Source organism: Kocuria sp. KD4 (assembly GCF_011769905.1).
GTDB lineage: Bacteria > Actinomycetota > Actinomycetes > Actinomycetales > Micrococcaceae > Kocuria > Kocuria marina.
Map to the genome: position 1 here is coordinate 280,100 of NZ_CP050449.1, position 17,225 is coordinate 297,324.

A 17,225-nucleotide genomic window follows, 5' to 3' on the forward strand; every position below is an offset into this window, starting at 1 on the left:
CGTGCGCCGTCGTGACCTCCGACGAATCAGAGGCCGGGACGGTTGGTTCGTGTGTCGGGGATCAGTGGCGGCGGATGCGCGCCGGAGCGGTGGTCTCGGGCTCGCCGGCCACCGGGGGAACGATCTCGTCCGGGTGCGCCCGGACGTACTCCTGGTGCACCTCCGCGACGTGCAGGTCCTTGCCCTGGTCCGACTTCTTGACGAAGGAGACCGCGATGAAAGACACGAGCGAGATCAGGGAGATGTACAGGCCGATGGTCCACGCGGCGCCGGTGCGGTTGAGCAGCAGCTGGGCGATCATGGGGGCGAACGCGCCACCGATGATCGACCCCAGGGCGTAACCGATCGAGACACCGGAGTAGCGGACGCGGGCCGGGAACATCTCGGCGTACATGGCGGACTGCGGACCGTAGGACGGACCCAGACCGATCGTCAGGATGAAGATCGCGGCCGCGAACAGGGGCAGGGACGCCGTGTTGAGCATCCACCACATGGGGATGGCCCACAGGATGATGATGCCGTAGCCGACCTGGAACGTGAGCTTGCGCCCGATCTTGTCCGAGATCCACCCGCCGAACATCGTGAAGATGAGCCACCCGACGCCGCCCACGAGCGTGGCGATCAGCGTCTCGGGGCGGGACATCCCCAGGGCCTTGGTGCCGTAGGACGCGAAGAACGCGATGACCAGGTAGCCCGCGGCGTTGTTCGCGGCGAAGATCAGCGCGGCCAGGATGACCTGCGGGGAGTTGGTCCGGAACAGCTGACCCAGGGGAGCGGAGGACTCCTTGGCGCGCTGGCGCATCTCCAGGAACACGGGGGACTCGTCCACGGAGCGGCGGATCAGCCAGCCCACGAAGATCAGCACGATGGAGAACAGGAACGGAACGCGCCAGCCCCAGGCCTCGAACTGCTCGGGGGTCAGGATGGTGCTCAGACCGAACATGAACAGGGTGGCCATCAGTACGCCCAGGGGCACACCGATCTGGGGGTAGGCGCCGAAGAAGCCGCGCTTGTTCGCGGGCGCGTGCTCCACGGACATCAGGGCCGCACCACCCCACTCACCACCGGCGGAGAAGCCCTGCAGGATACGCAGGACCAGCAGGATGATGGGGGCCGCGATACCGATCTGCTCGTACGTGGGCAGCAGGCCGATCAGCGTGGTGGCCGCGCCCATCCCGAAGAGGGTCATGACCAGGGTGATCTTGCGCCCGTACTTGTCACCGATGTGACCGGCCACGATCGCACCCAGGGGACGGAAGAGGAAGCTGATGCCCAGGGACGCCCAGGCGAGGATCTGTCCCAGCGTGGCGTTCTGCTCGCCCGCCGGGTTGAAGAAGTGGGTGGCCAGGATGAAGGCGGCCGCCTGCGCATAGATGAAGAAGTCGTACCACTCGATGGTGGTGCCCACGAGGGTGCCCGCAAGGACCTTGCGTTCTTCTCGGGTCATGGTGTGCGCCGGCTGAGCGGGCGCTGAGGTGGTGGATGCCATGTGGGTCTCCAGGATCGGCGGACGCGGGGTCCGTGGGGTGCCAGTGGCGGAGTGGATCAGGGGAATAACCGACCGATTGGTCTCGAAATAAGTGTACGAAATAATGTGAAGCGCGCCACACGTTTCGTGTATTAAATCGTATATTTTTCCCGGGCCGTTCACCCGGGCGGGCAGCATGTCGGCCGTTGTGACGCGTTCATGACACGGCAACGCCCCCTCCCGCCGTGCCGCACCGTGGAAGGTGCGGGCGCAGCGGAAGGGGGCGGGCGGCGTCGTCGTCCGGGAAGATCGGGGAACCGGAACGGTCAGCGACGCGGTGAGACTAAAAGCTGCAGGACCAGCCGCGCGGCCTGATTAGAACAGGCGCTCGGACGCGATCCGCGCACCCTCCACGAGGGACTCGAGCTTGGCCAGCGCGATCTGCGGGTGCAACCGCCCGCCCAGACCGCAGTCCGTGGAGGCGATCACGTTCTCCTTGCCCACCACGGACGCGTACTGCTCGATCCGGTCCGCCACGAGCTCGGGGTGCTCCACCACGTTGGTCGAGTGGGAGACGAAACCGGGGTAGACCACCTTGCCCTCGGGCAGCTGGTGGTCCTTCCAGACCTTCCATTCGTGGCCGTGGCGCGGGCTGGACGCCTCGAAGCTGTAGCCCTGCGCGCGGATGGTGAGCATGAGGTCCACGAGGTACTTGAACTCGAGGTCCGTGGTGTGCGGGCCGTGCCACGAACCCCAGCACAGGTGGAAGCGGATCTGCTCCTCGGGGAGGTCGCGCAGTGCGTAGTTCAGCGCGTCCACGCGCAGCTGGGTGAAGGCCAGGTAGTCCTCCACGGTGGGCTCGGGGTTGATCTGGTCCCAGGACTCGGCGATCGAGGGGTCGTCGATCTGCACGGTCAGTCCGGCGTCTACGATGGCCTTGTACTCCTCGCGCATCACGTCCGCGCACGCGTAGACCAGTTCCTCGTCCGTGGCGTAGTACTCGTTCTTCACGCGCGCGCAGGAGCCGGGGGACAGTGCCGCGACGAAGCCCTGCGTGGCACCGTTCAGAGCCATCGCGTCCTTCACGCGGCGGATGTCCCCGGCCACCGCCTCCTGACCCGTGTAGGTCAGCGGGCCCGTGATCTTGGGCTGGGAGACCGTGTTGCGGTGCACGAGCACGCCCGCTATGGGGTCCTCATAGGCGTCCCGGAAGCGCTCCCGGTCGCGGCGGTCGGGGAAGCTCGTGAGCACGATGTGTCCCGGGCTGGAACGGTGCTTCTCGCCCTCGTTCCAGCGGTCCTCGTCCGTGGGGGTCAGCCCGCCCAGGCGGTGGAACGAGTAGTTCCACCAGGCCCCGTAGTCCACGGCGCCGGACGTGGTGTGGCCGTACTCGCCGTCGTTGACGATGTCGATGCCGATCTCGCGCTGGGTGCGCACGATCTCCGTGACGCCCTCGTCGAGCGCCTCGCCCAGCTGGGAGAGGTCGATCTCGCCCGCCTGGAAACGGTTGTTGGCCTTCAGCAGCTCGGGCGTGCGAGGCAGGGAGCCCACGTGGGTGGTCTGGATGCGATCGGTGTTCAAGGGCATGGCTGTGCTGATCCTTTCCATCGGTTCTGGCGTTAGCACCGGTGTCACCCCGGTTGCTGCGGCTTCCACGAGCCAGATCTCTCGGCCGCTCTGGATGGGTACTGCTCCATCCAACAGCATCGCGAGGCGCGGACGCCATTCGTGGCGCGCGGGGTCGTGGCGTGTCGGACGACGACGCCGCTCCCCGGGTTCCTCGCGCCCCGGCCCCTCGGGCTGGGATCACCGGGGTTTCCGTGACCGGGCGGCCCCCGGTGCGGGCCATGACTCGTAGCTGGTCCGAGGTGGTCCGTTCCGGATCGTGACCCGGCGGCCCCCCGGGGCGTAGCGTGACGCGGTAGGAGAACCGTCCACGCGCAAAGAGGCTGTCATGGAGCAATCACTCGAGGGGAAGAAGGCCCTGGTCACCGGTGGGGCCAGCGGGATCGGCCGCGCCGCCGTGCAGGCGTTCGCGGACCGCGGCGCCCACGTGGTCGTCGCGGACATCAATGAAGAAGCCGCTCAGACGACGGCCTCCGAGGTGGGCGGGGAAGCCTGGGTCGTGGACCTCTCGGACACCGCCGCGCTCACCGAACTGAGCCTGGACGTGGACATCCTGGTCAACAACGCGGGGATCCAAAAGGTGGCACCCGTGCAGGACTTCGACCCCGCGGACTTCCACCGCATCCTCACGCTCATGCTCGAGGCTCCGTTCCTGCTGATCCGTGCCGCACTGCCGCACATGTACGAGCGCGGATGGGGCCGGATCATCAACGTCTCCTCCATCCACGGTCTGCGCGCGTCCGCGTACAAATCCGCGTACGTCACGGCCAAGCACGGGCTCGAAGGGCTGTCCAAGACCGTGGCCCTGGAGGGCGCCGAGCACGGTGTGACCAGCAACTGCGTCAACCCCAGCTACGTGCACACCCCGCTCGTGGACAAGCAGATCAAGGACCAGGCCGCGACCCACAGGATCCCCGAGGACCAGGTGATCGAGAAGATCATGCTCACCGAGTCCGCGATCAAGCGCCTCGTGGAACCCGAGGAGGTTGGCGAGCTCATCGCGTTCCTGGCCGGCCCGTCCGCGGGCATGGTCACGGGTGCGTCCTACGCGATGGACGGTGGCTGGACGGCGTCCTGAGTGCGGGGCGACGTCGCCGCGTCCACCCTCGCTGCCGTTCGGTGTCGAGGCAATGGCCCGCGTTCCACGGCCCCTCTCCGGCCAAGGGCCCGAACATCTGCGTCCCGAAAAAACACCCGCAGTCGCACAACGCGTGCGGTATCGGGGCACAGATGTTCCGGGGTGCGAGGACGCGGGGTCTGACGGTACGGGACGACGCCGCTGCGTCCGGTTCACACGGTCGTGGCCCCCGCGCGCAGCGCCGTGGAGAGCCTGTGGGCCTGGTCCAGCAAAGCCGCCCCGAGGCGGGGTCTGCGTTCCGTGGTGAACCGGGGTTCGATCCCCGTCAGGGAGAGCGCGTAGCGGGGTTGGCCGGTCGCGTCGAACACCGCGGCCGCCATGCCCCACGAGCCCTCCACAATACGTCCGGGGTTCAGGGACCAGCCGTCCTCCCGGACCTGGGCGACGAGGCGGCGGACGTGAGCGTCGTCGTGCTGTGGACCGAGGCGCGTCCGCTCCTCCCGGGTGTCCGCGAGGGCGGTCTCCAATTGGTCCGGGGGTAGGTGACCGAGGATCGCGAGTCCCGCGGAGGCCACGCCCAGGGGCAACCGCAGGCCCTCGTAGAGCACGTGCGAGCGCACCGGGAACGCCCCCTCCACCCGGGCCAGGCAGATGACCTCGTTGCCGCGGCGAGCGGAGAAGAACGCGGACTCGCCCGTGGCCTCGGCGAGCCGCTGCAGGCACGGGGTCGCGAGGTCCTGGGCGGGATAACGTTGGGCGGCCACCGTGCCCAGGATGTGCAGTTCGGGACCCAGGGCCCAGTTGCCGTCCTCCGTGCGGTCCACGAGCCCCTCGGCGGCGAGCGCTGCGAGCAATCGGTGCGCGGTGGGCCGGGTCAGCCCCGTGCGGTGGGCGATGGCCGCGGTGGATCCGGTTGACTCCCCGGATGCCACGGCCTGCAGGATCGCGGCGATCCGGGAGACCACCTGCGTGCCCTGCGGGGAGGGCTGCGGGTTCCGGGATTTCTGCGGGGTCATACACGCTCCTGCGTCGGGACGTTCACAATATGGACAGACTAGCGACAGTTTTTCAGATTGTGATCCCTTCATCGACGATTACGGGTGAAGCATTGACCAAGATGTGGTCACTTTCTAGCCTGAGAGGCAGATCACGCACTGGAGGGGTGACCATGTCCAAACTCAGGGACAACGTGGCCGAGTTGCTCGCCGAGACGCTGCGGGACGGGATGACCGTGGCGGTGGGCGGTTTCGGACTGTCCGGGATCCCGCGGGACCTCATCGAAGCGGTCCGGGACAACGGAGCCAAGGACCTGACCGTGGTGTCCAACAACATGGGCGTGGACGGCAAGGGGCTCGGTCTGCTGCTGGAGAACAAGCAGGTGAGTAAGGTGCTGTCCTCGTACGTGGGGGAGAACAAGGAGTTCGCCCGCCAGTACCTGGAGGGTGAGCTCGAGGTCGAGTTCAACCCGCAGGGCACGCTCGCCGAACGGCTGCGCGCGGGCGGTGCGGGGATCCCCGCGTTCTACACCGCCACCGGTGTGGGCACGCGCGTGGCGGAGGGGAAGCCCACCGCGGAGTTCGACGGGCGCACCTACATCCTGGAACGCGGGATCGTCGCGGACATCGCCCTGGTGCACGCGTGGCGAGGGGACACGGACGGCAACCTGATCTACCGGAGGACCTCGCGCAACTTCAACCCGGTGTGCGCCACGGCCGCGCGGATCACGTTCGCGGAGGTCGAGGAGGTCGTGGCCCCGGGTGAGCTGGACCCGGACCACATCGTGACCCCCGGGGTCTTCGTGCAGCACGTGGTGCAGTACTCGGGGGCGCCCAAGGAGATCGAGCAGCGCACCACGCGACCGAGGCCCGCGGCGTCGTCGTCGGAGGGCGGGACGGACGTGCGGACCGGCGGTGGTGCCGCCCGGGGCGCGGGCAACGGCGGAGCGGAAGGAGCGGTGGCATGAGCTGGACGCGTGATGAGATGGCGGCCATCGCGGCGTCGGAACTGACCGACGGCGACTACGTGAACTTGGGCATCGGGATCCCGACACTCGTGGCGAACAACCTGCCCGAGGGCGTGAGCGTGGTGCTGCAGACCGAGAACGGGGCGCTGGGCATGGGCCCGTTCCCGTACGAGGGGGACGAGGACCCGGACCTGATCAACGCCGGGAAGCAGACGATCACCCTGCAGCCGGGGGCCGCGATCTTCGACTCCGCGATGTCCTTCGCGATGATCCGCGGTGGACACGTGAAGATGGCGATCCTGGGGGCCATGCAGGTCTCGCAGCGCGGCGACCTGGCCAACTGGATGATTCCCGGCAAGATGGTCAAGGGAATGGGCGGGGCCATGGACCTTGTGACCGGAGCACCTCGTGTGCTGGTCTTGACGGAACACGTCGCCAAGGACGGCTCCGCCAAGCTCAAGCGGGAGTGCGATCTGCCCCTGACCGGTGTCGGGGTCGTGGACCGCATCATCACCGACCTGTGCGTCTTCGACGTGGAGGAACACGGGCTGGTGTTGCGGACCCTCGCCCCGGGTGTGACCGAAGAAGAAGTAGCAGCCAAAACCGAGGCCGAATACCGGGTTGAGCTCGTGGACGTCACCCCGGACTCCGTGCCCGTACAGGAGGAGAAATGACAGAGAACGCCAATGACGTGGTGATCGTCAACGGAGCACGCACACCCCAGGGCAAACTGCTGGGCGCGCTCGCGGACCTAAGCGCCGTGGACCTGGGCGCGCACGCGATCAAGCACGCCGTGCAGCGCGCGGGGGTCTCCCCCGAGGACGTGGATTACGTCTACATGGGCAACGTGGTGCAGGCGGGTACCGGGCAGAACCCGGCCAAGCAGGCCGCGGTGAAGGCCGGACTTCCTAAGACCGTCCCGGCGGCTGCCCTGAACAAGGTGTGCCTGTCCGGTCTGGTGGCCGTCACGGAAGCGACACGAATGCTGCGCCTGGGTGAGGCGGACGTCGTCGTGGCCGGCGGGATGGAATCCATGACCAACGCGCCACACCTGGCCCTGGGCGCCCGCAAGGGCAAGTCCTACGGGGACATGCGGCTCGCGGACTCGCTCGCCCACGACGGGCTCGTGGACGTCGAGAAGGGCGTGCCCATGGGTGAGCTCACCGAGTCCGGCAACGGCGAGCGTCAGATCGACCGCGCCGAGCAGGACGCGGTGGCCGCGCGCAGCCACCAGCTCGCGGGCAAGGCCCAGCAGGACGGGATCTTCGCGGACGAGATCGCGCCCATCGAGGTGCCCCAGCGCAAGGGCGATCCGATCACGGTGTCCGAGGACCAGGGCGTGCGCCCGGATTCCACCGCGGAGGGCCTCGGCAAGCTGCGCCCCGCCTTCACGAAGGACGGCGCCATCACCGCGGGCAACTCGTCCCCCATTTCCGACGGCGCTGCGGCCCTCGTGCTGACCACGCGCGGTTACGCGGAGGAGCACGGACTCGAGTGGCTCGCCGTGGTGGGCAAGCCCGGTCAGGTGGCCGGCCCGGATACCTCCCTGCACTCCCAGCCCTCCCGGGCCATCGAGCACGCGCTCTCGCGGTCCGACTGGACCCTGGAGGATCTGGACTTCATCGAGATCAACGAGGCGTTCGCGGCCGTGGCCGTGCAGTCGGTGCGCGACCTGGGCGTGGACCCCGAGAAGGTCAACATCCACGGTGGTGCGATCGCCCTGGGCCACCCCGTGGGGGCCTCGGGCGCGCGGATCGCGCTGCATGCCGCTTTGGAACTGGCGCGGCGCGGCTCCGGCAAGGCCGCCGTGTCCCTGTGCGGTGGCGGCGGTCAGGGTGAGGCGTTGTTGTTGAGCCGTTGAGCCTTTGAGCCTTGCAGGTGGGTCACGCCCGTCCCGGACCCGGGGTGGGCGTGACCCACACCAGGGGCGGCCCGGCTCGAGCCGGCTGACCGACCCGGGTGCTAGCCGGGGGCGGGCGGCCGGGTTGATCGAATGGATTCAGGAGGAACCATGGCGCACACGGCATCCACACCGGACTCGACATCGTCGGAGGGCCCTGGATCAGGGGGCGGGCCTGTCCCGGACTCCCGGCGCACCCGCAAGCGGGCGGCGCTGTCCGGGTTCCTGTTCGGATGCGGTATCGCCGCCTCCATGATCGACTTGTTCATCTTCCACCTGGGCCTGCAGTGGCACCACTTCTACGACCTTTCCACGCATGAGGTGGCCCTCGTGACGGACGGGTTCTTCCACGCCTTCGGGTGGTTCATCACCATCTGGGGTCTGTTCCTGCTCGCTGACGTGCGCCGACGGGGTGGGGTGCACTGGCCCCACTGGATCGGGGCCGTGATCCTGGGCGTGGGGACCTTCCAGCTCTTCGATGGCATCGTGGACCACAAGCTGCTGGGCATCCACCAGATCCGCTACGGGGTGGACATCCTGCCGTACGACCTCGTGTGGAACGGCACCGCGGTGATCCTCATGCTCATCGGGTTCGTGGTGCTGCGGCGCGGCGCGCGGGCCTATCGGACCCGCTGATGTCCTCGGACCACGCCCACCATGCGGATCACACCCACCACGCGGAGACCGCCGCTGCTGTCGGATGGCCTGTGTTCGAGTGGCTGGTCGCGGCGGTGCTGGTGCTCGCTGCCGCGGGGTACGGGTGGTTGTTGTGGTCGGGCCGTCACAGGACGGGCCCGAGTCCGTGGCGTCCCGTGAGTTTCTACGTCGGCCTGCTGGGCGTGGGGGTGGGCCTCGTGGGGCCCCTCGCCCACGCCGGGCACACCAGCTTCACCGCTCACATGGTGGGGCACCTGTTGGTGGGGATGCTCGGACCCCTGCTGCTCGTACTGGGCGCGCCCGTGCGGGTGGCGCTGCGCGGGCTGTCCACCGCCGGGGCGCGCCGGGTCTCGCGGGTGCTGCGGTTCCCGGTCGTCCGCTGGGTCACGCACCCCGTGGTGGCCGCGATCCTCAATGCCGGCGGGTTGTGGTTGCTCTACACCACCGCGCTGTTCCACTGGATGCACGCCTCCGCGTGGGGCCACGCGCTCGTCCACACCCACATTTTCCTGGCCGGCTACGTGTTCACGGCGGCCATCGCCGGACCGGACCCCGATCCGCATCGTTCGTCCTTCCGGGCGCGCGCCGTGGTCCTGGTGCTCTTCATCGCGGCGCACTCGGTCCTGGCCAAGTGGCTCTACGCGCATCCGCCCGCGGGAGTCGCGCCCCACGACGCTCACGTGGGCGCGCAGGTCATGTACTACGGCGGCGACGTCGTGGACGTCCTGCTGATCGTCCTGCTGTTCCTGGGCCACCACCGGGCCACGCGCCCGCGCCCGGCAACCGATCGCATGTACCCAACCCTGATCCAGATCGGAGAACCACCCGTGTCCCGCCACCACCGAGAGCCGTTGTCATGAGCACCCCGGGAACCCCGCAGGCCACCGCCGCCCGGTGCGAACCGCCGCTGGCCCGCGTGATGCGGCCGCTCAACACCGCCGTGGAGAGGTTCATCCCCTCGGCGCTGATCTTCGCCATAGTCCTCACCGTCCTGGTGGCCCTCATGGCCCTGCTGCTGACCGATTCCGGGCCCGTGGCCGTGATCCAGGGATGGGGCACGGGACTGTCCGGGCTGCTGGAGTTCATGACCCAGATGGCGCTGGTGCTGTTGCTCGGTCATGCCCTGGCCAGTACCCGGCCCGTGCGCGCCGGTCTCGGCAAGTTGGCCTCGGTGCCCCGCTCACCCCTGCGCGCCTACGTCTTCGTGTTCGTCATCGCTGCGGTGGCCTCGCTCATCACATGGGGTTTCGGCCTGGTGGTCGGCGGTCTGCTCGCCCGGGAGGTCGCCGCGGAGTTCGCGCGCAGGCGCCAGGCCGTGAGCTTCCCGATGCTCGTGGCGTCCGGGTTCTCCGGGTTCGTGGTGTGGCACATGGGGTATTCGGGCTCCGGCCCACTGACCGCCGCGACCCCGGGCTCGTTCATCGAGAAGCAGGTGGGTCACATCATTCCCATCAGGGAGACCATTTTCTCGTGGTGGAACATCAGCGCGATCGTCGTCACCCTGATCCTGGTGGCCCTGGCGCTCTGGCTCGTGGCACCGCGCAGCGTTCCCGAGTCCCACACGGTCACGGCCGAGGCGCTCGCCCAGTCCGAACAGGAGATCGAGCGTCCGGTCATAGAGGCCCCGGCCGACCGGTTGGATGCCTCCCGCATCCCCACGACTCTCGTGGGCCTGGCACTGGTGGCCTACCTGGTCATCCACTTCGCCGGGGGTGGAACGGTCACCCTGAACATCGTGAACTGGATGTTCCTGGGGCTGATCTTCCTGTTGTCCCGCAACACGTTCGAGGTCATGGGCCTGGTCAAGAACGCCGCGTCGAACGTGGGGGACATCCTGCTGCAGTTCCCTCTGTACGCCGGGATCATGGGCATCATGACCGCCACGGGGCTGATCCAGGTGCTCTCCGACTCGATCGTCGCCGTGGCATCGCCCCAGACGCTGGGCCTGCTGGCCTTCCTGTCTGCAGGGTTGGTCAACTTCTTCGTCCCGTCCGGCGGCGGGCAGGTGGCCATCCAGGCACCCATCCTGTTGGACGCCGCCGCCCGCCTGGACGTGGACCCCGCCGTGGTGATCATGGCCGTGTCCTACGGCGATCAATGGACGAACATGATCCAGCCGTTCTGGGCCCTGCCGTTGCTGGCCATCGCGGGACTGAAGATCCGGGACATCCTGGGCTACACGACCGTGGTGTTGTTGGTCTCCGGGATCGTCTTCGCCGCCACCATGCTGGTCGTGGGCGCGGGGGTCTGAGCTCGTGTCGTGCTCCGGGCGCACCGCGGTCTCGGAGCACGACGGCGCTCGACGTCACCTCGCTGAGGTGGCCGGGGTGTCAGACCTCGTCCGGGTTCCAGCCCTGGACCTTGCCGTCCGGGGCCGCGTACTTCACGATCAGGCTGCAGTCCAGATCCCCGTACCCCTCGTCGATCAGGCGCTGGAAGCGCTGGGCCGCGAGTTCGGCCGCGGGGAGGTCCACGCCCGTCTGCTCACCGGCGGACAGCGCGAGCCCCACGTCCTTGGCGGCCAGGACCGCGGAGAACGTGGACTCGAAATTGTTGTTGGCGGCGGCCGAGGGGACGATGTCCGGGACGGGGTACCACGTCCGCAGGGCCCAGGAATCGCCGGAGGACACCGACGCGATGTCCCAGAACACCCGCGGGTCCAAACCCAGTCGTTCGGCCAGGACGGAACCCTCCGCACACGCTTCGAGATTGATGAAGAGCATCATGTTGTTCACGATCTTGGCCGATTGCCCCATGCCCGGCCCGCCGGTGTGCACGATCCGACCCGCCATGGGAGTGATGACCTGCTCGGCCCGGGCCACGGTGTCCTTGTCGCCCCCGATCATGAACGTGAGTGTTCCCGCCGCAGCACCGCTGATTCCGCCCGAGACCGGGGCGTCCACGAACGCGAAACCCTTCTCCGCCGCGGCCTTGTGCAGCTCCAGGGCGGTTTCCACGTCGATCGTGGAACTGTCGATGAGGAGGGCGTCCTTCGGGGCGAGCGCCAGGACGCCCTGGTCGCCGAGGTAGACGGCGCGGGAGTGCTCGCCCTTGGGCAGCATGGTGAACACCACCTCCGCACCCTCGAGGGCTTCGGCCATGGAGGAGAACGTCTCCACACCGCCGTCCCGCGCGGTGGCCATGGCCCGCTCGTCGAGGTCGAAGCCGCGCACGGTGTGACCCGCTTCGACCAAGTTCGCGGACATCGGGGATCCCATGTGGCCCAGTCCAATCCAGCTGATGACGGTCATGATGTCGATCCTTTCGTCGTGCCCCGAGGGTGTCGTCGGTCGTGCGTCGCGGGGTTCAGGCACCGTGGTGCGCGGCGCGTTCTTCGTCCAGGCGGCGGCGATCGGCGTCGTCGACCGACTGCAGGGAAATCCCGCGGGTCTCACGCAGCGTGATCACGGCGAAGAGCGTGATCACGCACGCGATGGAGATGTAGATGGAGATGGGGACCCACGAGTCGAACTGGCGCAGCAGCGTCGTCGCGATGATGGGCGCAAGGGAACCCGCGATGATCGAGGTGACCTGGTAGCCCAGGGAGACGCCGGAGTAGCGCATGCGGGTGGGGAACATCTCGGCCATGATCGCGGGCTGACCGGCGTACATGAACGCATGGATCACGAGACCCACCACGATCGTGCCCAGGATGATCCACTCGTTGCGGGTGTTGAACAGCGGGAAGGCCGCGAATGCCCAGACGATGCCCAGCGCGGCCCCGGTGGCGTATACGGGACGCCGCCCGGCTTTGTCGGAGAGCCGACCCACGAGCGGGACCACGATCGCATGGACGACGTGCCCCACCAACAAGAGCAACAGGATGTTTGAGGTGTTCATCTTCAACTGCGTGGACAGGTAGGTGATGGAGAACGTGACGACGATGTAGTAGAGAATGTTCTCCGCGAAGCGCAGGCCCATGGCGCCGAGCACACCGCGGGGGTAGCGGCGGAACACCTCCGCCACGCCGTACGCCGCGCCCTTGGCCTCGATGATCTCCTGTTGGGTCTCCTTGAAGATCGCGGCATCCGTGACGTGGGTGCGGATGTAGTAGCCCACGGCCACGATCACCACGGAGAGCCAGAAGCCCACGCGCCAGCCCCACGACAGGAACTGTTCGTCCGAGAGCGTGCGGGACAGCACCAGGAGCACGACGGTGGCCAGGAGGTTGCCCAGGGGGACCGCGGCCTGGGGCCAGCTGGCCCAGAACCCGCGTTCCCTGTTGGGTGAGTGCTCGGCCACGAGCAGGACGGCGCCGCCCCATTCGCCACCCACGGCGAATCCCTGCGCGAACCGCAGGAAGACGAGCAGTGCCGGGGCCAGGTAGCCCACCTGGTGGAACGTGGGCAGGCAGCCCATGAGGAAGGTCGTGGCACCCACCAGGACGATGGCGACCTGCAGCAGGTGCTTGCGGCCGTACTTGTCACCGTAGTGACCGAAGACGATGCCGCCGAGCGGGCGGGCGATGAAGCCCACCGCGTAGACCAGGAACGCCTTGATGATGCCGTCCAGCGGGTTGCCGGTGTCTACGAAGAACAGGGGACCGAAGACCAGGGTCGAGGCGGTCGCGAACAGGAAGAATTCGTACCACTCGACCACCGTGCCGGCCATCGACGCCGCGACCACCTTCTTGAGGCCCCCGCGGGTCTGCTCGTTCGCGGCGGGTCCGGTGCCCGGCGGTGGGGTGGTCTGGTCCGGGGTGCTCATGGGGGTCTCCTTCTGCTTTGCCCGATGTGATGATAGTCACAGCGCGGTGCCACCAACCTACTGGGCGGTGATCGTGTGCTCAATGGCCAAAACGTGGCCGGGGACGTGCAAAAATGCACAGACGGCTGGCCGACGCACGGCTCCGCACGGAGGGTCTGATGACGCGCGAAGTGGACAACCTGCTCCTGCTCCTGTCCGTGGTGCGGCACGGTTCCTACTCGGGTGCCGCTGCCACTCAGGGGATCAGCCACACCACGGTGTCCCGCAGGATCGCGGCCCTCGAGAAGTCCGCGGGAGCCCGCCTGCTGGTCCGCTCGGACGGGGCGTGGGAGCCCACGGATCTGGGTCGATAGTTCGTGAGTGCCGCCGAGGGCATCGAGACGGCCCTGGATTCCCTCGCCCTGGAATCGGGCGGTGCGGGAGGCGGGGTGAAGGGGCTCGTGCGGGTCTTGGCCCCGGACGGCCTGGGCGGGATCGCCGTGGGTGAGGCCATGCGCAGGCTGTCCGAGACCCACCCCGGTGTGCGGCTCGAGATGATCAACGCTGCGCGCCGCCCGAGCGCCAACCTCGTGGGGATCGACGTCGCGGTGGTCGTGGGGCGCCCAGAGGTCTCCCGGAACGAGTCGTTCCACTTGGCGGACTACTTCCTGGGGCTCTACGCGTCCGCGGCGTACGTGGAACGCCACCCGGCCATCGAGTCCCCCGCCCAACTGCAGGAGCACCCTCTGCTCTACTTCATCGAGTCCATGCAGGACGTCCCGGAGCTAATCGATCCCGTGCGGCATCTGCCGCGGATGCACCAGTCGATCGGGGCCACGTCCTCCATGGTGCACGTGGAGTTGACCCGGTCCGGGGCGGGTATCGGCCTGCTGCCGTGCTACCTGGCCGATCGCGCCGGGGACCTCGTGCGGCTCTTCCCCGAGGAGTTCGCGTTCCGTGCGTCCTACTGGGCGGTCTCGCGCCCGGACCTGTTGAAGCGCCCCGCGGTGAAGGCCGTGATGGACGCGCTCCGGGCGGCGGTCGAGGACATGAAGGACCAATTGGCCGCTTCAGCCGGCACCGGTCGTGCGCGGCCCCGCGGCGAGCGCCGGGGTCCGCGCGCCAACGCACTCGCTCGCTAGCGCACCATCCTGAGCTCGCGCAGGTCCGACAGTCGCGGGTCCACCGTCTCGGTCCCATCCGCGCGGAAGCCATTGCGCTCGTAGAACCGGATGGCGCGCGCATTGGCCGCGGCGACCCACAGCTGCGCGGGCTCGGCCCCCAGTGCGGTGTCCAGCAGCGCCTGTCCCGCTCCGCCGCCGTGGTGCTCGCGCAGAACGTACACCATGCGCAGCGCGGTCTCCCGCGCCGGTTGCGCCTCCTCCGGTGCACCGACCGCGGCGAAGCCCACGATCCGTCCGGCCACCTCCGCGACGCGCACCGCCCTCCGGCCGGCTTCATCGCGCAGGAGTCCGTCCCACATGGTGCGACGACGCCGCTGCGCCGTCTCGTCATAGAAGCGCTCCGGGAGCATGCCCGCGTACGTCTCACGCCAGGAACGCACGTGGACGGCCGCGAGGGCGGGAGCGTCGTCGGGCTCGGGGAGACGGATGGTGAAGGCGGGCCGTGTCATGGGTCGGACCTCTCGAGGGGCGCTGCCTCACGACCGAGGATCAGGGCCAGTCCGGCCTCGAACCGCGGAGCGCTGTCAGTGGTGGGCAGCCCCATGGCCTCGCGGGTCTGCTGAGCGGTGACGGAGCCCAGTGTGAACCGGACCAGGGTCAGGGCCGTGTTCTCGGCGGTCCGCTGCGTGAGACCCGTGGCGGACAGGGCCGCGACGAGTAGCGGAACCGGCGGCAGGTCGAGCGGATCGAGGGCGTGGGCCACGCCGACGACCTCCGCGCCGTCGCGCACCGCGAGGATCAGCCGACGGAACTCCGCGGCCACCCGAGCGGGGTCGAGGTGGCCGGGCTCGGTGCGGCCGTCATCGGAGTGCCCCGGACCCGCCCCGTCGTGACCGGCCGAGCGGACGGCGTGGGGAGCGGCGTCGTCGTGCACCGCGCGGTCGGCGGCGAGCGGTGCGACCATGCGCTGGGCGAGCACCGCCAGCAACTCCTGCTTGTTGGCCACGTGCCAGTAGAGGGCGCCGGGCTGGACCTCGAGCTCCTTGGCGAGGCGGCGCATGGAGAGATCACCCAGGCCGTAGCTCTGCAGGATGTGCCACGCGGCATCCACCACGTCATCGCGGTTCAGGGCCACGGTGCTCCTCTCGGGGTGCTCGGTCGGGTGCTGCGTGTGACTCTACCGATCGGCCGGTGCGGCGCGGGGCGGGCGTTGGAGAATTGACTTTCTTGAACGGCGTTCAATAATTGAACGATGTTCAAGAACCCTGCCGAGCTGGCCGAGCGCGTCCTCGCCGGCGACCCCGTGACCCCGGACGAAGCCCTCGAGCTGCTGCACACCGACGACCCCGGCATGCTGGACCTCGTGGCCGCCGCCGCACGGCTGCGCCGCGAGCACTTCGGGATGACCGTGAAGGTGAATTACCTGGTCAACCTGAAGTCCGGGTTGTGCGCCGAGGACTGCGGCTACTGCTCCCAGCGCCTGAACGCCGGGACAGACATCCTCAAGTACTCGTGGCTGAGCCCCGAAAAGGCGGTGGAGCAGGCCGAGTACGGTATCCGCGGTGGTGCGAGCCGCGTGTGCCTCGTGGCGAGCGGTCGCGGCCCGTCCAACCGTGAGGTGGGCAACGTGACCCGCACGGTCGAGGCGCTGAAGGAGCAGCACCCGGATGTGGAGGTCTGCGCATGCCTGGGCCTGCTCAAGGACGGCCAGGCGGAGACACTGAGCGGCGCGGGCGTGGACGCCTACAACCACAACCTCAACACCGCCGAGTCCCACTACGAGTCCATCTGCTCCACCCACACCTACCAGGACCGCGTGGACACCGTGGAGCGCGCGAAGGACGCCGGGCTCTCCCCGTGCTCCGGGCTGATCGTGGGCATGCGGGAGACGGACGAGCAGCTCGTTGAGGCGCTCTTCGCGCTGCGGGACCTGGGCTCGGACTCCGTGCCGGTGAACTTCCTCATGCCCTTCGACGGCACGCCCCTGGCAGGCACGTGGCAGCTGAGCCCGCAGAAGTGCCTGAAGATCCTTTCCGTGGTGCGCTTCGTGTGCCCGGACAAGGAGATCCGCATGGCCGGTGGCCGCGAGATGCACTTGCGTTCGCTGCAGCCGCTCGCCCTGCACGTGGTCAACTCCCTGTTCCTGGGCGACTACCTCACCTCCGAAGGGCAGGCGGCCCAGGCGGACCTGGACATGATCGCGGACGCCGGCTTCACCGTCCTTGGTGCGGGGCCAGACCTTTCCCGTGAGCACGACGCCGCGGCGCCCGCCCACGCCTCGAGCGGTACGGCTCCCGAGCAGGCTGCGGCGGGCCAGGCAGGTCAGACGGGCTCGGCAGGCCCGGCGAGCACGCCCTGCGGGTCCACGTGCGGAACCGGTGGAGCTGCCGGTCCCGATGCCACCTCGGGCGGCGGTCCGGCCCCCTTCGACCCCGTCTTTTCCGATCAGGGTGACGACGCCGCGCTGCCCTCGACCGCCCAGGGCCCGGTCCCTGCTCGGTCAGCTGCCCCGGTCTCCGCGGCGCTCGCCGCCCTGTTGAGCTCGGGCGACGGGCCCGAACGCGACGAGAACGACACCCGGGTGAGGATCGAGCTGAGCCCGACCGTGCGGCGTCGTGGTGCGGGGACCTCGGTGGCGCCGAATGCCTGAACCGGCACCGCAGATCACGCACGGCACCGCGCCCGCCGAGGGCAGCGGGGAGGCTTCTTGCCCCGCCGCGGGT

The 17,225-nt window shown here is 68.7% G+C and carries 17 protein-coding genes and 1 riboswitch; of the genes, 10 read left to right on the plus strand and 7 right to left on the minus strand.

Going from position 1 to position 17,225, the window contains the following annotated elements; translation table 11 throughout:
* Positions 1 to 61: 61 nt before the first annotated feature.
* Both HBK84_RS01265 and HBK84_RS01270 read right to left on the minus strand, forming a co-directional pair.
* On the minus strand, positions 62 to 1,489 hold the full coding sequence (locus HBK84_RS01265; RefSeq protein WP_167317993.1) for an MFS transporter: 1,428 nt from the start codon (positions 1,487 to 1,489) through the stop codon (positions 62 to 64).
* 354 nt (positions 1,490 to 1,843) lie between these two features.
* Positions 1,844 to 3,055: a cobalamin-independent methionine synthase II family protein gene (locus HBK84_RS01270; protein WP_167317994.1), complete on the minus strand. Its 1,212-nt coding sequence runs from the start codon at positions 3,053 to 3,055 to the stop codon at positions 1,844 to 1,846.
* A 14-nt stretch (positions 3,056 to 3,069) separates the two neighbouring features.
* Positions 3,070 to 3,156, minus strand: a riboswitch (SAM riboswitch).
* A gap of 266 nt (positions 3,157 to 3,422) precedes the next feature.
* On the opposite strand from HBK84_RS01270, the gene HBK84_RS01275 reads away from it, so the two are divergent.
* Positions 3,423 to 4,172 (plus strand): 3-hydroxybutyrate dehydrogenase, encoded by a 750-nt coding sequence (locus HBK84_RS01275; RefSeq protein WP_131332202.1) that lies wholly within the window; start codon positions 3,423 to 3,425, stop codon positions 4,170 to 4,172.
* 212 nt (positions 4,173 to 4,384) lie between these two features.
* On the opposite strand, the gene HBK84_RS01280 is transcribed toward HBK84_RS01275, so the two are convergent.
* A complete protein-coding gene (locus tag HBK84_RS01280; protein WP_085107962.1) occupies positions 4,385 to 5,188 on the minus strand; it encodes an IclR family transcriptional regulator in 804 nt (267 codons plus the stop codon).
* Between the two features lie 152 nt (positions 5,189 to 5,340).
* Between HBK84_RS01280 and HBK84_RS01285 the strand changes: the two genes are divergently transcribed.
* The 6 genes from HBK84_RS01285 to HBK84_RS01310 all read left to right on the plus strand — a co-directional run bounded on the left by HBK84_RS01285 (position 5,341) and on the right by HBK84_RS01310 (position 10,943).
* Entirely contained in the window at positions 5,341 to 6,135 is a 795-nt protein-coding gene (locus HBK84_RS01285) for a CoA transferase subunit A (protein ID WP_085107960.1), read from the plus strand.
* Positions 6,132 to 6,809: a CoA transferase subunit B gene (locus tag HBK84_RS01290; RefSeq protein ID WP_085107957.1), complete on the plus strand. Its 678-nt coding sequence runs from the start codon at positions 6,132 to 6,134 to the stop codon at positions 6,807 to 6,809. The genes HBK84_RS01285 and HBK84_RS01290 overlap by 4 nt, the downstream gene beginning before the upstream one ends.
* Complete coding sequence (locus HBK84_RS01295) at positions 6,806 to 7,996, plus strand: acetyl-CoA C-acetyltransferase (RefSeq protein WP_085107954.1); 1,191 nt, start codon at positions 6,806 to 6,808, stop codon at positions 7,994 to 7,996. The genes HBK84_RS01290 and HBK84_RS01295 overlap by 4 nt, the downstream gene beginning before the upstream one ends.
* A gap of 150 nt (positions 7,997 to 8,146) precedes the next feature.
* Positions 8,147 to 8,671, plus strand: a complete 525-nt coding sequence (locus HBK84_RS01300; RefSeq protein WP_085107952.1) for a DUF2243 domain-containing protein — start codon at positions 8,147 to 8,149, stop codon at positions 8,669 to 8,671.
* Complete coding sequence (locus HBK84_RS01305) at positions 8,671 to 9,552, plus strand: cytochrome c oxidase assembly protein (protein WP_085107949.1); 882 nt, start codon at positions 8,671 to 8,673, stop codon at positions 9,550 to 9,552. Before HBK84_RS01300 ends, HBK84_RS01305 begins: the two co-directional genes overlap by 1 nt.
* Positions 9,549 to 10,943: a short-chain fatty acid transporter gene (locus HBK84_RS01310; protein ID WP_167317995.1), complete on the plus strand. Its 1,395-nt coding sequence runs from the start codon at positions 9,549 to 9,551 to the stop codon at positions 10,941 to 10,943. Before HBK84_RS01305 ends, HBK84_RS01310 begins: the two co-directional genes overlap by 4 nt.
* 79 nt (positions 10,944 to 11,022) lie before the next feature.
* Here the strand turns inward: HBK84_RS01310 and mmsB are convergent, their stop codons facing one another.
* Positions 11,023 to 11,943, minus strand: coding sequence for a 3-hydroxyisobutyrate dehydrogenase (mmsB, locus tag HBK84_RS01315; protein WP_167317996.1), 921 nt, complete (start codon positions 11,941 to 11,943; stop codon positions 11,023 to 11,025).
* 55 nt (positions 11,944 to 11,998) lie between these two features.
* Complete coding sequence (locus HBK84_RS01320) at positions 11,999 to 13,399, minus strand: MFS transporter (RefSeq protein ID WP_167317997.1); 1,401 nt, start codon at positions 13,397 to 13,399, stop codon at positions 11,999 to 12,001.
* 158 nt (positions 13,400 to 13,557) lie between these two features.
* On the opposite strand from HBK84_RS01320, the gene HBK84_RS12770 reads away from it, so the two are divergent.
* Positions 13,558 to 13,752, plus strand: a complete 195-nt coding sequence (locus HBK84_RS12770; RefSeq protein ID WP_240919047.1) for a LysR family transcriptional regulator — start codon at positions 13,558 to 13,560, stop codon at positions 13,750 to 13,752.
* Between the two features lie 3 nt (positions 13,753 to 13,755).
* Positions 13,756 to 14,520, plus strand: coding sequence for a LysR substrate-binding domain-containing protein (locus HBK84_RS01325; protein WP_240919048.1), 765 nt, complete (start codon positions 13,756 to 13,758; stop codon positions 14,518 to 14,520).
* Here the strand turns inward: HBK84_RS01325 and HBK84_RS01330 are convergent.
* A complete protein-coding gene (locus tag HBK84_RS01330) occupies positions 14,517 to 15,011 on the minus strand; it encodes a GNAT family N-acetyltransferase (RefSeq protein ID WP_144997074.1) in 495 nt (164 codons plus the stop codon). The two genes, HBK84_RS01325 and HBK84_RS01330, sit on opposite strands and share 4 nt — an antisense overlap.
* Positions 15,008 to 15,637: a TetR/AcrR family transcriptional regulator C-terminal domain-containing protein gene (locus HBK84_RS01335; protein ID WP_167317998.1), complete on the minus strand. Its 630-nt coding sequence runs from the start codon at positions 15,635 to 15,637 to the stop codon at positions 15,008 to 15,010. Before HBK84_RS01335 ends, HBK84_RS01330 begins: the two co-directional genes overlap by 4 nt.
* Positions 15,638 to 15,754: 117 nt before the next feature.
* Here HBK84_RS01335 and bioB point away from each other — a divergent pair, with 117 nt between their 5' ends.
* On the plus strand, positions 15,755 to 17,152 hold the full coding sequence (bioB, locus tag HBK84_RS01340) for a biotin synthase BioB (protein ID WP_144997078.1): 1,398 nt from the start codon (positions 15,755 to 15,757) through the stop codon (positions 17,150 to 17,152).
* Positions 17,153 to 17,225 lie beyond the last annotated feature (73 nt).